At 62.2% G+C, this 22838-nt stretch carries 22 protein-coding genes; 11 read left to right on the top strand and 11 right to left on the bottom strand.

Annotated elements, in window-relative coordinates:
• Positions 1-139 precede the first annotated feature (139 nt).
• From dapE to PBDP_RS05600, 3 genes are all read left to right on the top strand, one after another.
• Positions 140-1291, top strand: a complete 1152-nt coding sequence (gene dapE / locus PBDP_RS05610) for a succinyl-diaminopimelate desuccinylase (RefSeq protein WP_109753698.1) — start codon at positions 140-142, stop codon at positions 1289-1291.
• Positions 1291-2100, top strand: coding sequence for a putative RNA methyltransferase (locus tag PBDP_RS05605; RefSeq protein ID WP_109753697.1), 810 nt, complete (start codon positions 1291-1293; stop codon positions 2098-2100). The genes dapE and PBDP_RS05605 overlap by 1 nt, the downstream gene beginning before the upstream one ends.
• 83 nt (positions 2101-2183) lie before the next feature.
• Positions 2184-2561 carry a hypothetical protein gene (locus tag PBDP_RS05600; protein WP_109753696.1) on the top strand — a complete coding sequence of 126 codons (378 nt, stop codon included), beginning with the start codon at positions 2184-2186 and terminating at the stop codon, positions 2559-2561.
• Between the two features lie 165 nt (positions 2562-2726).
• Here PBDP_RS05600 and PBDP_RS05595 read toward each other — a convergent pair whose 3' ends face one another.
• On the bottom strand, positions 2727-2936 hold the full coding sequence (locus PBDP_RS05595; protein WP_003198198.1) for a cold shock domain-containing protein: 210 nt from the start codon (positions 2934-2936) through the stop codon (positions 2727-2729).
• Between the two features lie 234 nt (positions 2937-3170).
• Here PBDP_RS05595 and plsB point away from each other — a divergent pair, with 234 nt between their 5' ends.
• The 4 genes from plsB to PBDP_RS05575 all read left to right on the top strand — a co-directional run bounded on the left by plsB (position 3171) and on the right by PBDP_RS05575 (position 7450).
• The gene (gene plsB / locus PBDP_RS05590) at positions 3171-5669 is read left to right on the top strand and encodes a glycerol-3-phosphate 1-O-acyltransferase PlsB (protein WP_109753695.1); all 2499 of its coding nucleotides are present in this window, start codon (positions 3171-3173) and stop codon (positions 5667-5669) included.
• Positions 5670-5857: 188 nt separating this feature from the next.
• Positions 5858-6232, top strand: a complete 375-nt coding sequence (locus PBDP_RS05585) for a hypothetical protein (protein WP_109753694.1) — start codon at positions 5858-5860, stop codon at positions 6230-6232.
• Positions 6233-6325: 93 nt separating this feature from the next.
• Complete coding sequence (locus PBDP_RS05580) at positions 6326-6727, top strand: YbaY family lipoprotein (RefSeq protein WP_109753693.1); 402 nt, start codon at positions 6326-6328, stop codon at positions 6725-6727.
• A gap of 33 nt (positions 6728-6760) precedes the next feature.
• Entirely contained in the window at positions 6761-7450 is a 690-nt protein-coding gene (locus PBDP_RS05575; protein WP_109753692.1) for a DUF4197 domain-containing protein, read from the top strand.
• A gap of 136 nt (positions 7451-7586) precedes the next feature.
• On the opposite strand, the gene PBDP_RS05570 is transcribed toward PBDP_RS05575, so the two are convergent.
• Positions 7587-10652, bottom strand: a complete 3066-nt coding sequence (locus tag PBDP_RS05570) for an efflux RND transporter permease subunit (RefSeq protein WP_109753691.1) — start codon at positions 10650-10652, stop codon at positions 7587-7589.
• A 6-nt stretch (positions 10653-10658) separates the two neighbouring features.
• Positions 10659-11759, bottom strand: a complete 1101-nt coding sequence (locus tag PBDP_RS05565) for an efflux RND transporter periplasmic adaptor subunit (RefSeq protein ID WP_163855183.1) — start codon at positions 11757-11759, stop codon at positions 10659-10661.
• A gap of 94 nt (positions 11760-11853) precedes the next feature.
• Between PBDP_RS05565 and PBDP_RS05560 the strand changes: the two genes are divergently transcribed.
• Complete coding sequence (locus tag PBDP_RS05560) at positions 11854-12489, top strand: TetR/AcrR family transcriptional regulator (RefSeq protein WP_163855185.1); 636 nt, start codon at positions 11854-11856, stop codon at positions 12487-12489.
• A gap of 144 nt (positions 12490-12633) precedes the next feature.
• Here PBDP_RS05560 and PBDP_RS05555 read toward each other — a convergent pair whose 3' ends face one another.
• Positions 12634-13416 (bottom strand): class I SAM-dependent methyltransferase, encoded by a 783-nt coding sequence (locus tag PBDP_RS05555; RefSeq protein WP_109753688.1) that lies wholly within the window; start codon positions 13414-13416, stop codon positions 12634-12636.
• 92 nt (positions 13417-13508) lie between these two features.
• Here PBDP_RS05555 and PBDP_RS05550 point away from each other — a divergent pair, with 92 nt between their 5' ends.
• Positions 13509-14129 carry an energy transducer TonB gene (locus PBDP_RS05550; protein WP_109753687.1) on the top strand — a complete coding sequence of 207 codons (621 nt, stop codon included), beginning with the start codon at positions 13509-13511 and terminating at the stop codon, positions 14127-14129.
• Positions 14130-14142: 13 nt separating this feature from the next.
• Here PBDP_RS05550 and PBDP_RS05545 read toward each other — a convergent pair whose 3' ends face one another.
• From PBDP_RS05545 to ppc, 7 genes are all read right to left on the bottom strand, one after another.
• Positions 14143-14841, bottom strand: a complete 699-nt coding sequence (locus tag PBDP_RS05545; protein ID WP_176688560.1) for an extensin-like domain-containing protein — start codon at positions 14839-14841, stop codon at positions 14143-14145.
• A gap of 16 nt (positions 14842-14857) precedes the next feature.
• Positions 14858-15679 (bottom strand): isocitrate lyase/PEP mutase family protein, encoded by an 822-nt coding sequence (locus PBDP_RS05540; RefSeq protein WP_212801933.1) that lies wholly within the window; start codon positions 15677-15679, stop codon positions 14858-14860.
• 31 nt (positions 15680-15710) lie between these two features.
• Positions 15711-16571: a DUF72 domain-containing protein gene (locus tag PBDP_RS05535; RefSeq protein ID WP_212801932.1), complete on the bottom strand. Its 861-nt coding sequence runs from the start codon at positions 16569-16571 to the stop codon at positions 15711-15713.
• Positions 16571-16879: a hypothetical protein gene (locus PBDP_RS05530; protein WP_109753683.1), complete on the bottom strand. Its 309-nt coding sequence runs from the start codon at positions 16877-16879 to the stop codon at positions 16571-16573. The genes PBDP_RS05535 and PBDP_RS05530 overlap by 1 nt, the downstream gene beginning before the upstream one ends.
• A 368-nt stretch (positions 16880-17247) precedes the next feature.
• Positions 17248-17925 carry a tRNA (adenosine(37)-N6)-threonylcarbamoyltransferase complex dimerization subunit type 1 TsaB gene (gene tsaB, locus PBDP_RS05525; protein WP_109753682.1) on the bottom strand — a complete coding sequence of 226 codons (678 nt, stop codon included), beginning with the start codon at positions 17923-17925 and terminating at the stop codon, positions 17248-17250.
• A 93-nt stretch (positions 17926-18018) separates the two neighbouring features.
• The gene (gene adk, locus PBDP_RS05520) at positions 18019-18666 is read right to left on the bottom strand and encodes an adenylate kinase (protein ID WP_109753681.1); all 648 of its coding nucleotides are present in this window, start codon (positions 18664-18666) and stop codon (positions 18019-18021) included.
• Between the two features lie 289 nt (positions 18667-18955).
• A complete protein-coding gene (ppc, locus tag PBDP_RS05515) occupies positions 18956-21586 on the bottom strand; it encodes a phosphoenolpyruvate carboxylase (protein ID WP_212801931.1) in 2631 nt (876 codons plus the stop codon).
• A gap of 180 nt (positions 21587-21766) precedes the next feature.
• Here ppc and PBDP_RS05510 point away from each other — a divergent pair, with 180 nt between their 5' ends.
• Positions 21767-22111, top strand: coding sequence for a hypothetical protein (locus PBDP_RS05510; RefSeq protein ID WP_003198166.1), 345 nt, complete (start codon positions 21767-21769; stop codon positions 22109-22111).
• 285 nt (positions 22112-22396) lie between these two features.
• A complete protein-coding gene (locus PBDP_RS05505) occupies positions 22397-22810 on the top strand; it encodes a DUF4398 domain-containing protein (protein WP_109753680.1) in 414 nt (137 codons plus the stop codon).
• The last annotated feature ends 28 nt before the right edge of the window (positions 22811-22838 follow it).

The following is a 22838-nucleotide window of genomic DNA, read 5'->3' as shown; positions in this document are numbered from 1 at the left end:
TCCCACAGGTTTTGTGCTCCAACTGACCAGCACCAGGGGCCCATGCCAGTCGTTTTGCTATAAGATAACCGCCATTTTGTGGGTGTCAGCCAGCCCCCACACAAGCCTTGCGTTCATACTAAATATTCCCGGAGTTTCCATGACGGCCCACGCCGACCTCTCGCCGACCCTGCAACTCGCCTGCGACCTGATCCGCCGTCCGTCCGTGACGCCGGTGGATGCTGATTGCCAGAAACTGATGATGCAGCGCCTGGGTAATGCGGGTTTTGCGCTCGAGCCGATGCGCATCGAGGATGTGGATAACTTCTGGGCCAGCCATGGCAAGCATGACGGTCCGGTGCTGTGCTTCGCCGGGCACACCGACGTGGTGCCGACCGGCCCGGTGCAGGCCTGGCAGCTCGACCCGTTCGACGCGGTCATCGATGAGCACGGCATGCTTTGTGGCCGTGGCGCAGCGGACATGAAGGGCAGTCTGGCGGCGATGGTGGTGGCGGCCGAACGGTTCGTCGCCGACTATCCGGACCACAAGGGCTCGGTCACCTTCCTGATCACCAGCGATGAAGAAGGCCCGGCCCACCACGGCACCAAGGCCGTGGTCGAACGTCTCAAGGCCCGTCAGGAGCGGCTGGACTGGTGCATCGTCGGCGAGCCATCGAGCACCACCTTGGTGGGCGATGTGGTCAAGAACGGCCGGCGCGGTTCCCTCGGCGCGAAGCTGACCGTGCGTGGCAAGCAAGGCCACGTGGCCTATCCACACCTGGCGAAGAACCCGATTCACCTGGCTGCCCCGGCGCTGGCTGAATTGGCCGCCGAGCATTGGGACCACGGCAACGACTTCTTCCCGCCGACCAGTTTCCAGATCTCCAACCTCAACGCTGGCACCGGCGCGACCAACGTGATCCCCGGTGACCTGGTGGCGGTGTTCAACTTCCGTTTTTCCACCGAGTCCACCGTCGAAGGCCTGCAACAGCGCGTCGCCGACATTCTCGACAAACATCAACTGGACTGGCACATCGACTGGGCGTTGTCCGGCCTGCCGTTCCTCACCGAACCGGGTGCATTGCTCGACGCGGTGTCGTCGAGCATCAAGGACGTCACCGGTCGCGAGACCCAGGCGTCTACCAGCGGCGGCACCTCCGATGGTCGCTTCATCGCCACCATGGGCACGCAAGTGGTAGAGCTGGGGCCGGTCAACGCGACCATCCACCAGGTCAATGAACGAGTGCTGGCAGCCGATCTCGAGGTGCTGACCGAGATCTACTACAAGACGCTGATCAAGTTGCTCGCCTGATGCTTGCTTGCCCGATCTGCAGTGAGCCGCTGAACGCGGTGGACAACGGTGTGGTGTGCCCGGCCGGCCACCGCTTCGACCGCGCGCGGCAGGGTTACCTGAACCTGCTGCCGGTGCAGCACAAGAACAGCCGCGACCCCGGCGACAACCAGGCGATGGTCGAAGCCCGCCGCGATTTTCTCAACGCCGGGCATTACGCCCCCGTCGCCCGGCGTCTGGCGGAACTGGCCGCCGAACGTGCGCCCGGACGCTGGCTGGACATCGGCTGTGGCGAGGGCTACTACACCGCGCAAATCGCTGAAGCGTTACCCAATGCCGATGGTTATGCCCTGGACATCTCCCGAGAGGCGGTCAAGCGTGCCTGCAAACGCAACCCACAACTGACCTGGTTGATCGCCAGCATGGCCCGCGTGCCCTTGGCGGACGGCTGCTGTCAGTTCCTGGCCAGCGTGTTCAGCCCGCTGGACTGGCAGGAAGCCAAGCGTTTACTCAGCCCCGGTGGCGGCCTGATGAAAGTCGGCCCCACCGCCGGCCATCTGATGGAATTGCGCGAACGCCTGTACGACGAAGTTCGCCAGTACACCGATGACAAGCACCTGGCCCTGGTGCCTTCGGGCATGGCGCTCGATCACAGCGAAACCCTCGAATTCAAGCTGACGCTCGACAGCGGCCAGGACCGCGCCAACCTGCTGGCCATGACGCCCCACGGCTGGCGTGCCAGTGCCGAACGCCGTGCCAGCGTGATCGAGCAGGCCGAGCCGTTCGAAGTCACGGTGTCGATGCGCTACGATTATTTCGTTCTTCAATAACCCTTTTGTTTCCGGGCCCGGGCAACCGTCCGGGGCCAGTTAAATCCGCGAATGGATTTTTCAAGACCGCAGTGAGGACATCCATGCGCCAACCCGATATCGAGATTTACCTCAAGGACGCCGACGTCGACCACAAGGCCATCGCCGCCTGGCTCGGCCAGGCCCTGGGCCCATGCAGCGAATGGGTACAGAAAGGCCAGACCTACAAGTGCAAGGCCGGCAGCATCCCGGTGACCTGGCTGCCCAAGGCCGTGGGCAAATGGAACAGCCTGTACCTGGAAAGCGACCAGACCCCGTGGGAAGACGACATCGCCTGCGCCCGCGCCGCCTTCGCCGCCCTGAATGTCGAAGTGCGCTGCGCGCCTGGGTCGTGGGTGGAAGAAGAAGGTGAAGAGTCGGCGGATCGCTGGATTCGCATCAGCGCCGATGGGGAAGAAGAGATTACCTGGAAGACGGCGTGACCCTAGTCTCAGGTGCAGCCTAGATCCAAATGTGGGAGCACTGTGGGAGCAAAGCTTGCTCGCGATGGCTGAAGTACATTCAACATTGATGCAAGCTGACCTATCACTATCGCGAGCAAGCTTTGCTCCCACAGGGATCTACCTGGGCTTCAAGCGTGCGTGGGGTTACAACCCCACCACATCCTCAGCCTGCAAGCCCTTCTGCCCTTCCACAACCGCGTACTCGACCTGCTGGCCTTCGGTCAGTGAACGGTGGCCTTCGCCACGAATGGCGCGGTAATGCACGAACACATCCGCGCCGCCTTCACGCTGGATGAAGCCGTAGCCCTTGGCGTCGTTGAACCACTTCACACTGCCGGTTTCCCGTGCTGCCATGATGCTCACTCCCATTTTTATTTTTTAAGTCGGCTTTTCGAAGGAAAGCCGTACGAACGTTAGCTGCCGTCCAGCCGTCCAAAGGTGGCCGTGGCAGTCACTGGCCGAGTATATGACACACGTAAAAACTCTCAACTGACTTTACTTCGGTGCTTTTTTGCCGATTTTCGATGAATCCGGCACACTAGCCAGCCCGAGCAGCCGCTCGGTTTTATCCACTCATGCAGAAGCCGTATGACCCGCTCCCCGTTCCGCCGTCTTGTGTTTGGCACCCTGCGCCGACTGTTGTACCTCTGGGTTCGCTCCGAGACCATCAACCAGTCGTCCTTCACCCTCAACCTCGACCGCAGTCGTCCGGTGTTCTACGTCCTGCAAGATCCTTCGCTCACCGACCTGGCGGTGCTCGACACCGAATGCACCAAGGCTGGCCTGCCCCGTCCGGTGCTGCCAGTCTCGGTGGGTAACCTGCTGGAACCGGCGGCGTTTTTCTACCTGACGCCAGCACCGGACTGGATCGGGCGCCAGGACAAGCGCGGCGCGCCACCGACCCTGACGCGGCTGGTCAATGCCCTGACCCACAACGCCGCCGAAGATGCACAGATCATCCCGGTCAGCGTGTTCTGGGGACAGTCGCCCGACAGCGAATCGAGCCCCTGGAAGCTGTTGTTCGCCGACAGCTGGGCTGTCACCGGGCGTCTGCGCCGCCTGTTGAGCATCATGATCCTGGGACGCAAGACCCGCGTGCAGTTCTCCGCGCCGATCCATCTGCGCGAACTGATCGAACACGACAAGGGCCACGAACGCACCGTGCGCATGGCCCAGCGGATCCTGCGGGTGCACTTCCGCAATTTGAAAGCAGCGGTCATCGGCCCGGACATTTCCCACCGCCGCAACCTGGTCAAGGGCCTGCTGAACCAGCCACTGGTCAAGCAGGCGATTGCCGAGGAAGCCGAGCGGGAAAAAATCTCCGCGGAAAAAGCCAAGGCCCAGGCCCTGCGCTACGGCAACGAGATCGCCTCGGACTACACCTACACCGCGATCCGGTTCCTGGAAGTGGTGCTGAGCTGGTTCTGGAACAAAATCTACGACGGCATCAAGGTCAACCACATCGAAGGCGTGCAGAACATCGCCCAGGGCCACGAAGTCATCTACGTGCCGTGCCACCGCAGTCACATCGACTACCTGCTGCTGTCGTATCTGCTGTTTCGCAACGGCCTGACCCCACCGCACATCGCCGCCGGCATCAACCTCAACATGCCGGTGATCGGCGGCCTGCTGCGCCGTGGCGGGGCGTTCTTCATGCGCCGCACCTTCAAGGGCAACCCGCTCTACACCGCCGTGTTCAACGAATACCTGCACACGCTGTTCACCAAAGGCTTCCCGGTGGAGTACTTCGTCGAGGGCGGTCGCTCGCGCACCGGGCGCATGCTGCAACCCAAGACCGGCATGCTCGCCATCACCTTGCGCAGCTTCCTGCGCTCTTCGCGCATGCCCATCGTCTTCGTGCCGGTCTACATCGGTTATGAGCGTGTACTCGAAGGCCGTACCTACCTGGGCGAATTGCGCGGGGCCAGCAAGAAAAAGGAATCGATCTTCGACATCTTCAAGGTCATCGGCGCCCTCAAGCAACGCTTCGGCCAGGTGGCGGTGAACTTCGGCGAACCGATCAAGCTGGCGGAATTCCTCGACGGCGAACAGCCGGATTGGCGCCAACAGGAACTGGGCCCGCAATTCAAACCGGCCTGGCTCAACGCGACCACCCACCGCCTCGGCGAGCGCGTGGCCCGACATCTGAACGAGGCCGCGGCCATCAACCCGGTCAACCTCGTCGCCCTGGCGCTGCTGTCAACCAGTCGCCTAGCCCTGGACGACCGCGCCATGGCCCGGGTGTTGGACCTGTACCTGGCGCTGCTGCGAAAAGTCCCGTACTCGCCCCACACCACCCTGCCCGAAGGCGATGGCCAGGCGCTGATCGAGCACGTGAAGGGCATGGACCTGCTGTCGGAACAGAGTGATGCCCTGGGCAAGATTCTGTACCTGGACGAGCAGAACGCGGTACTGATGACCTACTACCGCAACAACGTGCTGCACATCTTCGCCCTGCCGGCGTTGCTGGCGAGTTTCTTCCAGAGCAGCTCGCGCATGAGCCGCGAACAGATCCTGCGCTACACCCATGCGCTGTACCCGTACCTGCAATCGGAGTTGTTCATTCGCTGGTCGCTGGAAGAACTGGATGGCGTGGTCGACCAGTGGCTCGAAGCGTTCGTCGAACAGGGCCTGCTGCGTTTCGAAAACGACCTGTACCTGCGTCCGGCGCCGAGCTCGCGGCACTTCGTGCTGCTGACCCTGCTGTCCAAAAGCATCGCCCAGACCTTGCAGCGCTTCTACATGACCGTCTCGCTACTGCTCAACAGCGGCCAGAACACCATCAGCGCCGAAGAACTGGAGGACCTCTGCACCGTCATGGCCCAGCGCCTGTCGATCCTGCATGGCCTGAACGCGCCGGAGTTCTTCGACAAGAGCCTGTTCCGCCACTTCATCCAGACGATGCTGGACCTCGATGTGCTGCGCCGCGACGAAGCCGGCAAACTCAGCTACCACGAGCTGCTGGGCGAACTGGCCGAAGGCGCGGCCAAGCGGGTGCTGCCGGCGGAAATTCGCCTGTCGATCCGCCAGGTGGCGCTGCATCGCAGTGAAGATGCGGCGGAGGTGGCCGCCAGTCCTGGCGTTTGAAACTTTCCGATCACTCACCCAGAACCATGGAGCGGTTTCGGTGAGCTGATGGGGGCATCAAGGAACTTACTCCGACGCTGCGCAGCGGCTAAAGCGACGTCAAACGAAGAAAAGACCTACAGAGAACTTTGGAGCAGGCTTCTAGGATGAGGCCACGTCAATGTCGACGTACTGAAAAGGAATTCAGCATGAATATCATCACGTTAACCATGCAACTGCCCGAAGGCCATCAACTTCCCGAAGCCGGCCGCACCGAAGTCAGTGTTCTAAATGCAGCCGGTGCGCAGATCAGCGTCAGCGGCGGCCAGGGCTCCAACGTGGCACCCAAGGAACCGGGGGCCCAGCAGCCTTGGCAATATCGCTTTCTTGTCGATTCCAAGACGACGCGTGTAGGGGAAGAGCTCCTGGTAAAGGCACGAGTGTACCGAGCCGACACCGCTCTTTTTCTTGAGGCCGAACAGGCCTTCACCTGGGATGGCGGCAATCAACACGTTGACATCCCCCTGAGCCTGGCGCCAGCATCGCTGGCTGAAACTGTTCAAGCGCCCGCGTTCGGCTCCTGAGCCGCAACGTTGCGAATGGGTGCTTGGACGCAAACCCGCTAAATGCCCATTGACGCCTGTGTGTTGCTGGCGTCAATGGGCAAGGTGCTTCCAATGAAAAAAATAGCTCTGCTTGCATCCATGGCGTTACTGGCCGCTTGCCAATCGGCAACGCCACCCTCCACCACCGCATCCCTGGATGGCGAAGTGTTCTACCTGCAACGCATCGCCCTGCCGCCCAACGCTACCTTGAGCGTGAGCCTGCAGGACGTTTCCCTGGCCGACGCCCCCGCCGTGGTGCTCGATGAGCAGAGCGGCCCGATCAAAGGCCAGGTCCCGCTGCCGTTCCACCTCAGTTATGATCCCGCCCAGGTCAAGCCCGGCCATCGTTATGCCGTGAGCGCCCGCATCGAAGTGGACGGCCAGTTGATGTTCATCACTACCGAACAGCACGCCGTACAACTCGATGGCAAGGATCCGCAGCCGTTGAAGGTCCGCGTCAACGCCGCACGCTGATCGCTTTTTCCAAATTTCTTCAAGGACGCCATCATGCTTCGCTCTACCCTCCGTTTCACCGGCCTGTGCGCAGGCCTGTTGATCTGCGCCAATGCCATGGCCCTGTCCCTGGGCGACCTGTCGCAAAAAGACGCCGCGGGCGGCCTCAAGGATGCCTTGACCCAAGGCGCACAGGTTGCGGTCAAGCAACTGGGTACACCCGGCGGCTTCAGCAACAACCCGGATGTGAAGATCGAACTGCCAGGCAAGCTGGGCAAAGTCGCCAGCAAGATGAAAGCCTTCGGCATGGGAGACCAGGTCGATCAATTGGAAACCAGCATGAACCAGGCCGCCGAAGCCGCCGTGGTCCAGGCCCAGCCGATCCTGGTCAATGCCGTGAAGAACATGAGCGTGGACGATGCCAAGGGGATCTTGAGCGGCGGTAACGACTCGGCGACGCAATACCTGAACAAGAGCAGTCGCGAACAGATCCGCGCCAAGTTCCTGCCCATCGTCAAGCAAGCCACCGACAAGGTCGGCCTGGCGCAGAAGTACAACGCCTTCGCCGGCCAGGCCGCGACCTTCGGCGTGCTCGACACCAAAAGCGCCAACATCGAAAACTACGTGACCGAGCAGGCGCTGGACGGATTGTTCGAGATGATCGGCAAGCAGGAAGCCGCCATTCGCCAGAACCCGGCAGCTGCAGCGACCAGTTTGGCGAAGAAGGTTTTCGGTACGCTCTAGGATTGCGCGCAAAACACCTGTGGGAGCGAGCCTGCTCGCGATTGCGGTATCAGCCATAGCATCTCTGTTGGCTGTTACATCGCTATCGCGAGCAGGCTCGCTCCCACATTTGATCTTCAGTGTTATCCGAATCGCGTCAAGTCTTCTTGACCCTGAACCACGCCGCATACAACGCCGGCAGGAACAACAGCGTCAACGCCGTCGCCACGATCAAGCCCCCCATGATTGCCACGGCCATCGGCCCGAAGAACAGGCTGCGCGACAGCGGGATCATGGCCAGCACCGCCGCCAGCGCGGTGAGTACGATCGGGCGGAAGCGGCGGACCGTCGCTTCGATGATCGCCTGCCAGGGCGACAGCCCCGCCTTGATGTCCTGTTCGATCTGGTCCACCAGGATCACCGAGTTGCGCATGATCATCCCCGACAGCGCGATAGTGCCGAGCATGGCGACGAAACCGAACGGCTGGCGGAACACCAGCAGGAACAGGGTGACGCCGATCAGCCCCAAGGGCGCGGTAAGAAACACCATGGCCGTGCGCGAGAAGCTGCGCAGTTGCAGCATCAGCAACGTCAACACCACCACGATGAACAGCGGCACACCGGCATTCACCGATTTCTGGCCGCGAGCCGAATCCTCTACTGTACCGCCCACCTCGAGCAAGTAACCGGACGGCAGTTCGGCACGAATCGGGTCCAGGGTCGGGAAGATCTGCTGCACCAGGGTCGCCGGTTGCTCCTTGCCATAGATATCGGCCCGTACGGTCACGCTCGGCAGACGGTTGCGGTGCCAGATCACCCCCTCTTCGAAACCGTATTCCAAGGTCGCGATCTGCGACAGGGCAACGCTCCTGCCGTTGTCGGTCGGCACCGCCAGGCTCGACAGCAATGACAATTCGGTGCGCTCATGCACCGTGCCGCGCAGCAGGATTTCGATCAGCTCATTGTCTTCGCGATACTGGCTGACGCTGGAGCCCGTGAGGGAGCTGCGCAGGAAACTCGCCAGATTGGCGGTGCTGACACCCAGGGCCCGGGCACGGTCCTGGTCGACGTTCAGGTACACCACCTTGCTCGGCTCTTCCCAGTCCAGATGCACATTGGCCACGTAAGGGTTTTCTCGAACTTTCGTCGCCACTTTGCGTGCCAGGGCCCGGACCACTTCGATGTGTTCACCAGTAACGCGGAACTGCACCGGGTAGCCGACCGGCGGGCCGTTTTCCAGGCGTGTGACCCGCGAGCGCAGGGTCGGGAACTGTTCGTTCAGGGTAGTGATCAGCCAACTGCGCAACGGCTCGCGATCTTCGATGGTCTTGGCCAGCACCACGAACTGGGCGAAGCTGGACGCTGGCAGTTGTTGATCCAGCGGCAGGTAGAAACGCGGTGAACCGGTGCCGACATAAGCCACGTAATTGTCGATGCCGGCGTGGTCCTTGAGCAGCGCTTCAAGGCGCTTGACCTGCTCGGCGGTGTTGCTCAGGGAGGCACCTTCCTGCAGTTTCAGGTCCACCATCAACTCCAGCCGTCCCGACGCCGGGAAGAATTGCTGCGGCACGAAACGGAACAACACCACCGAGCCCACGAACAACAGCACGGTCAGGGTGAGGACGGTTTTGCGACGACGCACGCACCACTCCACCATCCGCCGGACACGCTGATAAAACGGCGTGCCGTAAGGGTCGGTCTGGCCGTCAGCCGTGCCATGTTTGGCCGCGTGAATTTTCGCCAGGTCCGGCAGGAGTTTTTCCCCCAGGTACGGCACAAACACCACGGCAGCCACCCAGGACGCCAGCAATGCCAAGGTCACGACCTGGAAAATCGAACGGGTGTACTCGCCGGTGCCCGATTGCGCGGTGGCGATCGGCAAGAACCCCGCCGCCGTGATCAACGTACCGGTGAGCATCGGGAACGCCGTGCTGGTCCACGCAAAACTGGCGGCCTTGATCCGGTCGAAGCCCTGCTCCATCTTGATCGCCATCATCTCCACCGCGATGATCGCATCGTCCACCAGCAGCCCCAGCGCCAGTACCAGCGCGCCGAGGGAAATCTTGTGCAGGCCGATCCCCAGGTAATACATCGCCGCGAAGGTCATCGCCAGCACCAGCGGAATCGCCAGGGCCACCACCATCCCGGTGCGCAGGCCCAGGGAGAAGAAGCTCACCAGCAATACAATCGTCAGCGCTTCCACCAGCACCTGGACGAACTCACCGACCCCGGTCTTCACCGCCGCCGGCTGGTCCGACACCTTGCGCAATTGCATGCCGGCCGGGAGCGTATCCTGGATACGGGCAAAATCGACCTCAAGGGCCTTGCCCAGGACCAGGATGTCACCACCGTCCTTCATCGCCACGGCCAGGCCGATGGCGTCTTCGCCCATGAAACGCATGCGTGGCGCCGGTGGGTCGTTGAAACCCCGGCGCACATCCGCCACATCACTGATACGGAACGTACGATCGGCGACCCGGATCGGGAAGTTGCGGATCTCTTCCACGCTCTGGAAATTCCCCGAAACCCGTAGCTGCAATCGCTCGCTGTCGGTTTCGAAGAAGCCCGCGGTCGATACCGCATTCTGCTCCTCCAGGGCCTGCTGTACCGCCGCCAAGGGCAGGCCAAGGGTCGCCAGCTTCACGTTCGACAGCTCGATCCAGATCTTCTCGTCCTGCAAACCGATCAGTTCGACCTTGCCCACGTCCTTGACCCGCTGCAGCTGGATCTGGATGCGATCGGCGTAGTCCTTGAGCACGGCGTAGTCGAAACCATCGCCGGTCAAGGCGTAGATATTGCCGAAGGTAGTCCCGAACTCATCGTTGAAAAATGGCCCCTGGATACCCGGCGGCAAGGTATGGCGGATGTCACTGATCTTCTTGCGGATCTGGTACCACAGCTCCGGGATCTGCGCCGAATGCAGGGAGTCGCGCGCCATGAAAGTCACTTGGGACTCCCCCGGCCGGGAGAACGAAACGATCCTTTCGTAATCGCCGGTTTCCATCAGCTTCTTTTCGATGCGCTCAGTGACCTGGCGCGAGACTTCCTCGGCCGTGGCGCCCGGCCAGTTGGTACGGATCACCATGGCCTTGAAAGTGAATGGCGGGTCTTCGCTCTGGCCGAGCTTGGTGTAGGAAAGCGCGCCAACGATGGCCAGCAACAGCATCAGGAACAGTACGATCTGGCGGTTGCGCAGCGCCCATTCGGAAAGATTGAAACCCATCGTGGATTACTCCTTCGCCGTCAGGTTGACCACGCGGTTGGAGCGATCCACCGGCCGCACCTGCTGGCCGTCGAGGAGCACATGCACGCCGGCCGCCACCACCCAGTCGTCGGGGCTGAGGCCTTCAAGCACCGGAACGGTCTTTTCGCCGAAGGCGCCGACCCGGACCGGGACCTTTTTCAGCGTGTTGTCGGCGTTGACGACCCAGACATAGGTCGCGCCATTTTCAGCCGTCAGGGCCGACAACGGCACCGACAGCGGCACCTTGTCGGCGGTCTGGATAAATACCCGGGCACTCTGGCCCAGCTCGGCCGGAACACTGCCGGCAGTGAAGGCCACCCGGGCGGCGAAGGTACGGGACCTGGGGTCGGCGGCCGGCGACAGTTCGCGAATGCGTCCGCTGAAACGCTGGTTGGGCTGGCTCCACAGTTCGACCGAAACCGGCTGGCCGATCTTGAACCGGCCAAACCCCTGTTCCGGGAGGCTGATCAACACTTCACGCTCGCCATCGGTGGCCAGGGTGAAGACGGTTTGCCCGGCCGACACCACCTGCCCAACCTCCACCGAACGCCGGGCGACCACGCCATCCTGGGGCGCACGCAGCACCGAATAACTGGCCTGGTTGTTGGCGACATCGAACTCGGCCTTGATCTGCTTGAGCCGCGCAGAGCCTGAGCGGTAAAGGTTTTCGGCGTTGTCGTATTGGGAACGGCTGACCATCTGCCGCTCCATCAAGGTCTTGTAGCGATCACGCTCGGCGCGGACCAGGTTCAGGTTGGCCTCGGCGGCGGCGACCTGGGCACGGGTCGCTTCCAGTTGCAGGCGCACATCCTCGGGATCGAGTTCGGCCAGCGGTTGATTGGCCTTGACCCGCTGCCCCTCTTCGACCAGCCGTCGGCTCACCTTGCCGCCAATGCGAAAGGCCAGGTCAGGCTCGAATCGGGCCCGCACTTCGCCAGGGTAACTGTCCATCGCCTGGGCCGACGGCTCGGGCTTGACCACCATGGCGGGGCGCACGGCGACGGGCACCGGCTCGTCATGACCACACGCAGACAATAAAAAAGCCAGGGTGACTGGCACGGCGAGGGGCAGGGCATAGCGGAACATGGCGAGTGACCTTTCGCTAATGGTGCTTGGAATAATTATACTGACGAGTATGTTATTAATAGCAAACTCACCAGTCCAGTATTAAAGCGAAGAAATGTCGAACAATCTTTCACCCCCCAGCGGCCCCGGTCGCCCGAAGGATCTGGCCAAGCGCCAGGCCATTCTCGACGCGGCGAAGCGGCTATTCGTGAGCATGGGTTACGCCAGCACCAGCATGGATGCCGTCGCCACCGAGGCGGGCGTGTCGAAGCTGACCGTCTACAGCCACTTCACCGACAAGGAAACGTTGTTTTCCGCTGCCGTGATCGCCAAGTGCGAAGAACAGGTGCCGCCGCTGTTTTTCGAATGGCCGGACGGCGTTCTGATCGAACACGTGTTGCTGAACATTGCCCGTGGTTTTCACCAGCTCGTCAGCAGCGAGGAATCGGTGAACCTGCATCGGGTGATCATGGCCCTGGGTAGCCAGGATCCGAAACTCTCGGCGATTTTCTACGAAGCCGGCCCGCAGCGGATGCTCTCAGGCATGGAACGCCTGTTGACCAAGGTCAACCAGAGCGGCGCCCTGAGCATCGACAAACCGCGCAATGCCGCCGAGCATTTCTTCTGTCTGATCAAGGGCGCGGCGAACTTTCGCCTATTGTATGGCTGCGGCGCGCCACTGGAGCCTGAAGCGGCCGAGAGTCATGTGCAGGAAGTGGTGGGGTTGTTTATGCGGGCTTATCGGCCTTAGCTCGACCAATGGCCCTTCGCTAGCTGGAAGGGCCTCATCGCGAGCAAGCTTGCTCCCACAGTTTGATCGAGAAGGCTCACAGAGTCTGTGTTCACCAGCGATTCCTGTGGGAGCGAGCCTGCTCGCGATGCAAACGCCGCGGTCTCAGGCCTTGAGCGCTTTCTTGGGGTAGATGTCGTAGCGACTGGACTTGCCATCAAGCCCATGGCTCGGCTTCGGCCCTTCGATGCACGGGGCCTTGCGCGGACGCTTGACCACCACCCGGTGAGTCGCCAGCGCCAGGGCCGCGGCGAGCAGCGCCGGGGCGTCCGGGTCATCGCCCACCAGGGGCCGGAACAGGCGCATTTCCTTCTTCACCAGGGCGGTTTTCTCACGATGGGGAAACATCGGGTCCAGGTAGATCACCTGGGGCGGTTCGCCTTCCCAGTTGCGCATCACTTCGATGGAGTTGCCCTGGAGCAAACGCATGCGCGCCACGATCGGCGCCACGTCGAAGTCTTCCGCCCCACGGGCCAGGCCATCCTCCAGCAGGGCCCCGATCAGCGGTTGACGCTCGATCAGGCTCATTTCGCAGCCCAGGCTGGCCAGCACGAACGCGTCCTTGCCCAACCCGGCCGTGGCATCCAGCACCCGCGGGCGCACACCCTGGGCGACCCCGACGGCCTTGGCGATCATCTGACCACTGCCACCGCCGTACAACCGACGATGAGCCGCCCCGCCCTCGACGAAGTCCACCCGCACCGGTCCTGGCGCGTCCGGGCCCAGTTGCTGCAGTTGCAGGCCCTGCTCGCCGACCTGCAAGGCAAACTCGCCATCGTCCACCTGCAAAGGCAGGCCAAGCCGCTGCGCCCAACGCTCGGCCTGCGGCTGGAAGGCCGGGGCCAGGGCTTCGACATGGATGCGGCAGGCCACAGGTTGCTCACTCATGAAAAACACGCTCAAAAAATTAATGATCGGCAAAAATGGCCGATAACAAAGGTGAACGGCATTTTGCCAGAGCTGAGCGTCGACCGAGAAAAATGTCAGACATTCAATCCACATCGATAGGCGTTATCTCCCCTTACGGCGATTACAGCCTGCGTAACACCCAAGCGCTGAGCGGCGTCAGTCACCTGTGGCAGGACTTTTTTGCCCGGGCCCTGGCCGATCAACTGGGGGATAACGCACCGGCGCCTGGCAGCTACCAGCCAGTGGCCCTCGATGAGGCTGTTGAACCGACCCTCGGCGCTGAGCTGCTGGAGCACATCGTCAGCCAACGCACCTGCGAAGTGACCGAAACACCGGTCAAGCCGCCTGAGCCGTTGTTCCTGCCCATCGCCGAATTCGAACTCGACCTGCTGGACAAGCCCTTCCCGCCCTTCCCAGAGGAAGAAATCGCTGCCCAGCAAAAACAGCAGACCTTCGAGAGCAACTGGGTTCGCCCACTCGTCCTCGCCGCTGGCCAACCGCTGCCGGAACCCGGCCCGGCACCGCAACCGCGCCCATTGCACCTGCCGATTGCCGAGTTCGAACTCGACCTGCTGGACAAGCCGTTCCCGCCCTTCCCGGAAGAGGAATTGGTGGCGCAACAGAAGCAACTGGACTTCGACATCCGCTGGGCACGCCCGATCGTGCTGCAGAACCTGCGTATCGCCGCCTGACCCGCTCAGGACACTAGCGGCAGATCCACCATGGACCCACATCCAGATGAAAATGGTTGCGGTGCGCCGCGTTGTAATCCGGACTCAAGACCACACTGAACATATCGCAGGCGCCATCGCGGGCCTGGCGTAGAAACCGTGCATCGGCATTGTCCTTGGGCCAGTCCCTGAGCACGCTGACCGTGCGGCCATCGGCCAGGCGAAACCCGGCGATGTCCAACGCACTGGCGGTAGCATGCTGGCTGCGCGCGCCGCTCTCACGCCCGTACATGTTGCGGCAGGCGAAACTGCCCAGGTGATCGACCCGCGTCACTTTCTGCCCGTAGACCGCCATTGCCGCCGGCTGCAACCCATGGCGCTCGAACAGCGCGAACGCTACCGCCAACGGGCAACTGGCGAGGAAACTGCTGCTCAGCGCCACCTCACCGCCCTGCACCCTCAGCACGTTGGTCAGCGGGCACGTCGAATTGGCGCCGCTGTCCGCCTGGCGAGCGGTGCGCAGCCCCGAGGTGGCGAGGGCCTGATCGCACAGCTGCGGGTCGTTGCGCAGGGCCATGAGCTTGAAGCGGGTCAGCAGGTTGGGCGCGAGATTGACGTCCAGGGGCGCCCAGGGATTCCATTGCGGCGGCAGCGCCACCCAACCGCGCCATACCCCCAGCCCTGCGAAACCAACAATCAGTGCCACTACCGCAAGAGCTTTCCAAAACCGCACGACAATGCCTCGGGCATCAACCCTTGAATAATTGATTGGCCTGCTTGAACGGCATCGAGCGGCGGGTGAAAGTGAACGTGCCCTGTTGCTGGATTTCCTCGGCGGCGCGGAAGAATTCACCATACGCGGCCAGGGCCAACGCCGATCCAACGCTGATGCGCTTGACGCCCAATTCGCTCAACTGCGCGACGGTCAGGTCCAGCGCCCCGGACATCAGCACGTTCACCGGTTTCGGCGCCACGGCCCGCACCACCGCAAGTACTTGTTCGGCGCTGCTCAGCCCCGGGGCGTACAACACGTCGGCCCCCGCGTCCGCGAAGGCCTTCAGACGGCCAATGGTGTCATCCAGGTCCGGATTGCCGTGCAGGAAGTTTTCCGCCCGGGCCGTCAGCAGGAAGGGATACGGCAAACCGCGTACGGCGTCGGCAGCGGCCTTGACCCGCGCCACGGCATGTTCGAAGCAATAGATCGGGCTGTCTTCGCGCCCCGTGGCATCCTCGATCGAACCACCCACCGCACCGGCCTTCGCCGCACGGAGCAAGTTACGCGCACACTCCTCGGGCGCATCGGCAAAACCGTTCTCCAGATCGACGGCCACCGGCAGATCAGTAGCGGCCACAATCGCTCGCACGTTAGCCAATGTGTCATCCAGGCCCAGTGCACCATCGGGCCGTCCCAAGGAAAAGGCATGGCCGGCACTGGTGGTCGCCAGGGCTTCAAAGCCGAGGCTGGCCAGCATTTTGGCCGAACCGGCATCCCATGGGTTGGGAATGACAAAAGCCCCTTCGCGTTCGTGCAAGGCCTTGAACGCCTGGGCTCGACGGGTTTGCGCATCCATGAGTTCGCTCCTGAGCAGAGAGGAAGTGGCCTCAGAGCAAACCCAGTTGCTCGGCGGCGGGCTCTCTATATAGCTCAGGCAGGGCCGGCAAGCCAGGCAATCGACGCATCAATCGGCTGTGGAAGTGTTGCGCGAGCCGGGCCGCCAGCAGATTGTCGGCGGTGTGCAGGAAAATATAGGGCGTGCGCCCTTCTTCGATCCACCCGGCGATTTTTTCCACCCAGGGCGTCAGGAACGGCTCGTTGGCTTCCAGCACCGGATGGCCGATGAAGCGCACTTGCGGACATTGGGTGAACGCCGCAGGCCGGGGCGGTACACGGGGCTTTTTCGATTGTGCGTGGAGCACGGCGGGATCGGGCGAAGTGCAACTGAACAAGGCCCGGGAATCGAGGCAGATGCGTTCGACACCGCGATCGAGCAACAGGCGATTGAGACGTCGTTCGGCATCGCCCTTGGCGAAGAACTCATCATGACGGACCTCCACGGCCAAGGGCCGCTGCAAGGCGTCGATGAACCCCGCCAGCTCCGGCAACCGATTCGGGGTAAAGGCCTTGGACAGTTGCAGCCAGTACGGCGAGACACGCTCGCCCAAAGGGCTGAGCAGTTGCAGGAAGGTTTCGGTGGCCGTCAGGCGCTCACGCAAATCACCGTTGTGGCTGATGTCACCGGGAAACTTGGCGGTGAAGCGAAAGTGCTCGGGCATGGTTTCTGCCCACCGCTGCACGACGGCCGCAGATGGGCTGGCGTAGAAGGTCGTATTGCCTTCCACGGCATTGAACACTTGGCAATAGAGATTCAGGAAGTCGGTGCTTTTGGCGTCCTGGGGATAAAGATAATCGCGCCAGGCGTTTTCGCTCCAGGAGGGGCAGCCCAGGTAGTAAGGCAATACCATCAGATGTAGAGATCGAGTCCCAGCACTTCCATATCCCAATCGACGAAACCGGCGGTGCTCAGGTAGCTGGCCAGGGCCGTGGCGACACTGCGGCTCATCGCACGGTGATAAAGCATGTCTTGCTGACGGGCGGGAAGATTGCTCAGGCGTTGCGCGGAGGCTTTGGCGGCACGGGCGGCCAGCTGCTCTTCAGACGGAAACTCCAGTTCGCCATCGATATCATCGAAGGACTCCTGCTCAGCGATTTTGCCTGCACGAGGCTTGCGCTTGATGGGGTAGGACTGGGATGAAACGCCGTCTATACGCATAACAGAATGCTCGGTATCAATGATGGCAATTTAGCGGCACTTTCGCAGCCGCGCAAATGCGCAAGTGATAACTAGAACACATAAAGCCTAAAAGGTTTAAAAACGGGCTGAAAAAGTGACGACTGGCAATATCAGGCGTGACTTTTGGGTGAGGAAATGACTTTTTAAGCGGAATGATTTTGTTGCAGGGCGACTGACTTGGGGGCTGAGGGTGGGGAATGCCTTTGTGGCGAGGGGATTTATCCCCGCTGGGTGCGAAGCGCCCCCCCGACATCTATGTGCCATGCACACATGGCGAGTGCTACGCACTCGAGCGGGGATAAATCCCCTCGCCACAGTGTGCTCATTTGAGAATGGGGTGAGTTTTTTTACCGCTCGGACTTGGGCGTTGCGACCTTGTCCCGCAGGTACACCGGTTGCGCATCGTCAGCCCGGATGGCTTCGCCACGCGCCCAGGCGAAGCGGGCCAGGGTTAGCAGGTCTTCGGCATGGGGCAGCATCGAGGCGTCCTGGCCGGTCAGGCTGACGGCAATCCGCTCGCCATAACCCCAACCGGTACCGGCGCCGAACCAGTCACCGTCGGCCCCGCTCGGCAAAGCCGCGGCTTCGGGTGGCAGTACTGCCTCAGCACCGACCAGGCGCATCTCACCGTCGGTTTCGCGATAGCAGCCCCAATACACCTCGTCCATGCGCGCATCGATGGCCGCCGCGACTTGGCGCGCTCCCTGTTCGCGCAAGGCACGCTGGGCCAGCACCGCCAGGTTCGACACCGGCAACACCGGCCGCTCCAACGCAAACGCCAGCCCCTGCACCACACCAATGGCGATGCGCACGCCGGTGAAAGCCCCCGGCCCGCGGCCAAAAGCAATCGCGTCCACGGCCTGCAAGGTCGTCCCGGCATCGCTGAGCAATTGCTGGATCATCGGCAACAGCTTCTGCGCGTGCAGGCGCGGGATCACCTCGTAATGGCTCGTGACCGTGCCGTCGTGCAGCAAGGCAACGGAGCAAGCTTCAGTCGCGGTGTCCAGGGCCAGCAAGGTACTCATCGATGTGTCCGTAAATCAGGTGGAAAAAAGTGCGCCAGTATAAACAACTACGGCCCGCAAGCGGGCCGTAGTTAGTGCAACTGATCAGACTTTTCAGCTCAAGGCTGCAAGCACCTTGGCAGTGATCGCTTCAACCGAACCGACGCCTTCGATATGGCTGTACTTCGGCTTGCCATTGGCAGCCGACAGTTTCTGGTAAAAATCCACCAGCGGCTTGGTCTGGGAATGGTAGACCGACAGGCGATGACGCACGGTTTCTTCGGTGTCGTCCTTGCGCTGCACCAGGTCTTCACCCGTCACATCGTCCTTGCCTTCGGTTTTCGGCGGGTTATAGACGGTGTGGTAAACACGACCGGAAGGCTCATGAACGCGTCGACCGGCGATACGCTGGACGATTTCCTCGTCTTCGACGGCGATTTCAACCACCGCATCGAGCTCGACACCAGCAGTCACCAGGGCTTCGGCCTGGGGAATGGTGCGCGGGAAACCGTCGAACAGGAACCCCTTGGCGCAGTCGGGCTGAGCGATGCGATCCTTGACCAGGGCAATGATCAGGTCATCCGACACGAGGCCGCCGGCATCCATGATGCTCTTGGCCTTGACGCCCAGCTCGGTGCCCGCCTTGACTGCGGCACGCAGCATGTCGCCAGTGGAAATTTGCGGGATACCGAATTTCTCGGTGATGAACTTTGCCTGAGTACCTTTACCGGCCCCGGGAGCTCCCAGCAGAATGACGCGCATCGATGTGCTCCTCAATTTTTTTATGTAAACGCTCGGATTCGCCTCGTGGGGCCAATCGCGGAAAACAGGATCGTGACCGCCCAAACGGCCAAAGGCTGATCAAGATACACAGCAGGCCCGACCCACACAAGCCGCCGAAAGTCGGAGGAACCCGCGCCCGATACGACCTTCGGAGGGGGTAGCGAGAGTCGCAACCGGGCAACAAACTGTCGCCCGGCCGACCTGCTCCCTCCCCCACCGGACAACGCCCGGGAACGCCGGGCGAGCCGTTTCGGTGCGCTGCCTAACCTTAGCCGGTATTGCGCAAACCGGCGGCAATCCCCGCCACAGACACCAGCAACGCCTGTTCCACGGGGCTGCCCTGGGCCCCATCCTGTTGCCGCGAGCGTGCCAACAGTTCGGCTTGCAACAGGTGCAGCGGGTCAAGGTAGGTGTTGCGCAGGCGAATGAATTCCAGTGTGGCTGGGCTATGTGCCAGTAGCTGCGACTGACCGGTCAACCCCAGGACCACGGAACAGGCCTGCGACAATAGGTCGCGTAAATGCGCACCCAAAGATAGGAGCCCCGGCTCCACCAGACGCTCGTCGTAGGAGCGGGCAATATCGGCGTCAGCCTTGGCCAGCACCATTTCCAACATATCGATGCGGGTACGGAAGAACGGCCATTGCTCGCGCATCTGCCCCAGCAATTCACCTTCGCCGCGCTCCAAGGCCTTGCTCAGCGCGGTTTCCCAGCCGAGCCAGGCCGGCAGCATCAGGCGGGTCTGGGTCCAGCCGAAGATCCACGGGATCGCCCGCAGGCTTTCGATACCGCCGGCGCGACGCTTGGCCGGACGGCTGCCCAGGGGCAGGCGCCCCAGTTCCTGTTCCGGCGTGGACTGGCGGAAGTACTCGACGAATTGCGGATTTTCCCGCACCACGGCGCGGTAGGCACTGACGCCGTCGGCCGCCAGTTCGTCCATCAGGTGTCGCCACTGGGGCGTGGGTGGCGGCGGTGGCAGCAGCGTCGCTTCAAGCACCGCGGCGAGGTAAAGATTGAGGTTCTGTTCGGCGATGTCCGGCAGGCCGAATTTGAAACGAATCATTTCGCCTTGCTCGGTGGTGCGGAAACGCCCGGCCACCGAACCCGGTGGCTGGGACAGGATCGCGGCATGCGCCGGACCACCACCACGGCCCACGGTGCCGCCACGACCGTGGAACAACAGCAGTTCGACTTGCTGCTCGCGGCAGATGTCCACCAGTCGTTCCTGGGCCCGATACTGCGCCCAGGCCGCCGCCGTGGTCCCGGCATCCTTGGCCGAGTCGGAATAGCCGATCATCACTTCCTGGGGGCCTTGCAGCCGCGAGCGATAGCCGGGCAGCCGCAACAGGCGCTCGATCACCGGCCCGGCGTTATCCAGGTCGGCCAGGGTCTCGAACAACGGCACCACCCGCATCGGCCGCAATACACCGGCCTCCTTCAACAACAGCTGCACGGCGAGGACATCAGAAGCCGCGCCGGCCATGGAGATCACGTAGGAACCCAGGGACGCCGCCGGCGCCGCGGCCACTTCCCGGCACGTCGCCAACACTTCCGCGGTGTCGGCCGACGGCTTGAAATGGGCCGGCAGCAACGGACGCCGGTTGTTCAGCTCCTCCAGCAAGAAGCTGATGCGCTGATCCTCGTTCCAATCTTCAAAGCGCCCCAGGCCCAGGTAGTCGGTTATTTCCGTCATGGCGGCGGTATGGCGCGTCGAGTCCTGGCGTACATCGAGGCGCACCAGGAACAAGCCGAACGTCACCGCCCGGCGCAGGCAATCGAGCAGCGGCCCATCGGCAATCACGCCCATGCCGCATTGGTGCAACGAGTGGTAGCACAGCTCCAGCGGGTCCAGCAGCTCGCGGTTGTGCTGCAACACATCGGCGCCTGGCGGCGTGGCGGCGGTCAGGGAGGCGTGGGCCCAGTTGCGGGTGGCGCGCAGGCGCTCACGCAGTTGCTTGAGCACGGCGCGATAAGGCTCGGCGCTGTCGCCAGCCTGGGCACGCAAGGCCTCGCTGGCGTGCTGCATCGACAGCTCGGCCGCCAGTTGATCGACGTCACGCAAGTACAGGTCCGCCGCCATCCAGCGCGCCAGCAGCAATACCTCGCGGGTCACGGCAGCGGTGACATTCGGGTTGCCGTCACGGTCGCCGCCCATCCACGAGGCAAAGCGGATCGGCGCCGCCTCCAGTGGCAGGCGCAACCCGGTGGCGGCATGCAGGGCCTGGTCGGCCTTGCGCAGGTAATTGGGAATGGCCTGCCACAGCGAATGCTCGATCACCGCGAACCCCCACTTGGCTTCATCCACCGGAGTCGGCCGGGTGCGGCGGATTTCTTCGGTGTGCCAGGCTTCGGCGATCAATCGTTGCAGGCGCTCGTGGATCTGCGCGCGCTCGGCGCTGGTCAGGTCGCGGTGATCCTGTGCCGCCAATTGCGCAGCGATGGCGTCGTACTTCTGGATCAGCGTACGGCGGGCCACTTCCGTCGGGTGAGCCGTGAGGACCAATTCGATTTCCAGCCGCCCCAGTTGCCGGGCCAGGGCCTCGGCGCCATGGCCCTCGGCTCGCAACCTTGCAAGCAGTTCGGGCAGCACCCGCGCCTCGAAGGGTTGCGGCTGTGACTCTTCGCGACGATGGATAAGTTGATATTGCTCAGCGATGTTGGCCAGGTTGAGAAACTGGTTGAACGCCCGCGCCACCGGCAGCAGTTCGTCCTCGCTCAACTGGTTGAGGCTGGCGCTGAGCTCGGCATCCACGGAACCGCGCCGGTCAGCCTTGGCGCCCTTGCGGATCTGCTCGATCTTGTCGAGAAACGTGTCCCCATACTGTTCGCGGATGGTATTGCCCAGCAGTTCGCCGAGCAGGTGGACATCCTCGCGCAAGCGGGCATCGATATCGGTCATCAGCATTTCTCCAGCAAAAAAGTCCGGACAGCTCTTGCATTAGAGAGTGCCGATGCCCGTCGCTTATGACAAGCGACGAAGGGACTTTAAACCTTACACAACGAAGCTAGTCTCATGAGTAAGCCACACAACGGCTTGTCACTCACCGCGCCTGCCACGAGCAGGCTGATTGAGGTCATCATGAAAATTCGTGAACTTGCCCAGCATTGGGAAGAAAACGCCAAGGGCCGCCTGACCCAGACCGGCTACACGATCCATCTGGACGTGGAAGCCGCCGCACGGCTGGCGGCGATCTGCGATATGTACCCCAAGCGCCAGCCCGAAGAGCTGCTGGGCGAACTGATCGGGGCGGCGCTGGAAGAGCTGGAAGCAAGCTTCCCCTACATCAAGGGTTCGCAAGTCGTCGCCACCGATGAAGAAGGCGACCCGCTGTACGAAGACGTGGGCCCGACGCCACGGTTCCTCGCGTTGTCCCGTCGGCATCTGCACGAACTTTCCTCGCAGAACGACAAATCCAAACACTGACGTCCTTCATTTCCAGGTTGCGATTTTGCGGCGCGGTGTCTCTTTCCACTGCGCCGCAATACCGCTGCGCGCCTGGAAAGTTCAGCTTTTCTGCCACTGACCGATCAGTCAGTAATTCTTTTGGCGAATGGCCATCCTCGCTGAACTTTTGAAAAACGCCTTGGGTCACACCGAGTAACCATACTGGAACGGTCGTTTAAATAAACGCGCCTTGGCGCCCGCGCCAACCCACACGTCACAGCTTCGGTCCCAGCATGGATTTGTAGTTTTTTCAGGAGTTTTCCAATGGAGTTGAAGCCTATGAATACCTGCACTGCCAAACCCTCATCCACTGGCCTGCGCGGCCTGAAGTTGGCTGCCCTGGCTATCGGTAGCAGCTTCATCCTCGCCGGTTGTGCCGGCAATCCACCTTCGGAGCAGTACGCGGTGACCCAATCGGCGGTCAACAGCGCCGTCAGCGCCGGCGGTACCGAATTCGCCGCGGTGGAAATGAAATCGGCCCAGGACAAGCTCAAGCAGGCCGAGATCGCCATGCATGACAAGAACTACGCAGAAGCCAAGCGTCTGGCCGAACAGGCCGAGTGGGACGCCCGCGTCGCCGAGCGCAAGGCCCAGGCCGCCAAGGCCGAACAAGCCCTCAAGGACTCTCAGAAAGGGGTTCAGGAACTGCGTCAGGAAGGCATGAACAAGGTTCAGTAAACCGTTCACGCCACGACGTACTTCTCAT

The sequence above is a fragment of the Pseudomonas sp. St290 genome (genome assembly GCF_018325805.1).
GTDB classification, from domain to species: Bacteria; Pseudomonadota; Gammaproteobacteria; order Pseudomonadales; family Pseudomonadaceae; genus Aquipseudomonas; species Aquipseudomonas bijieensis.
Note: the sequence above shows the minus strand (reverse complement) of the source record. Positions and strands in the feature narration are given on the sequence as shown.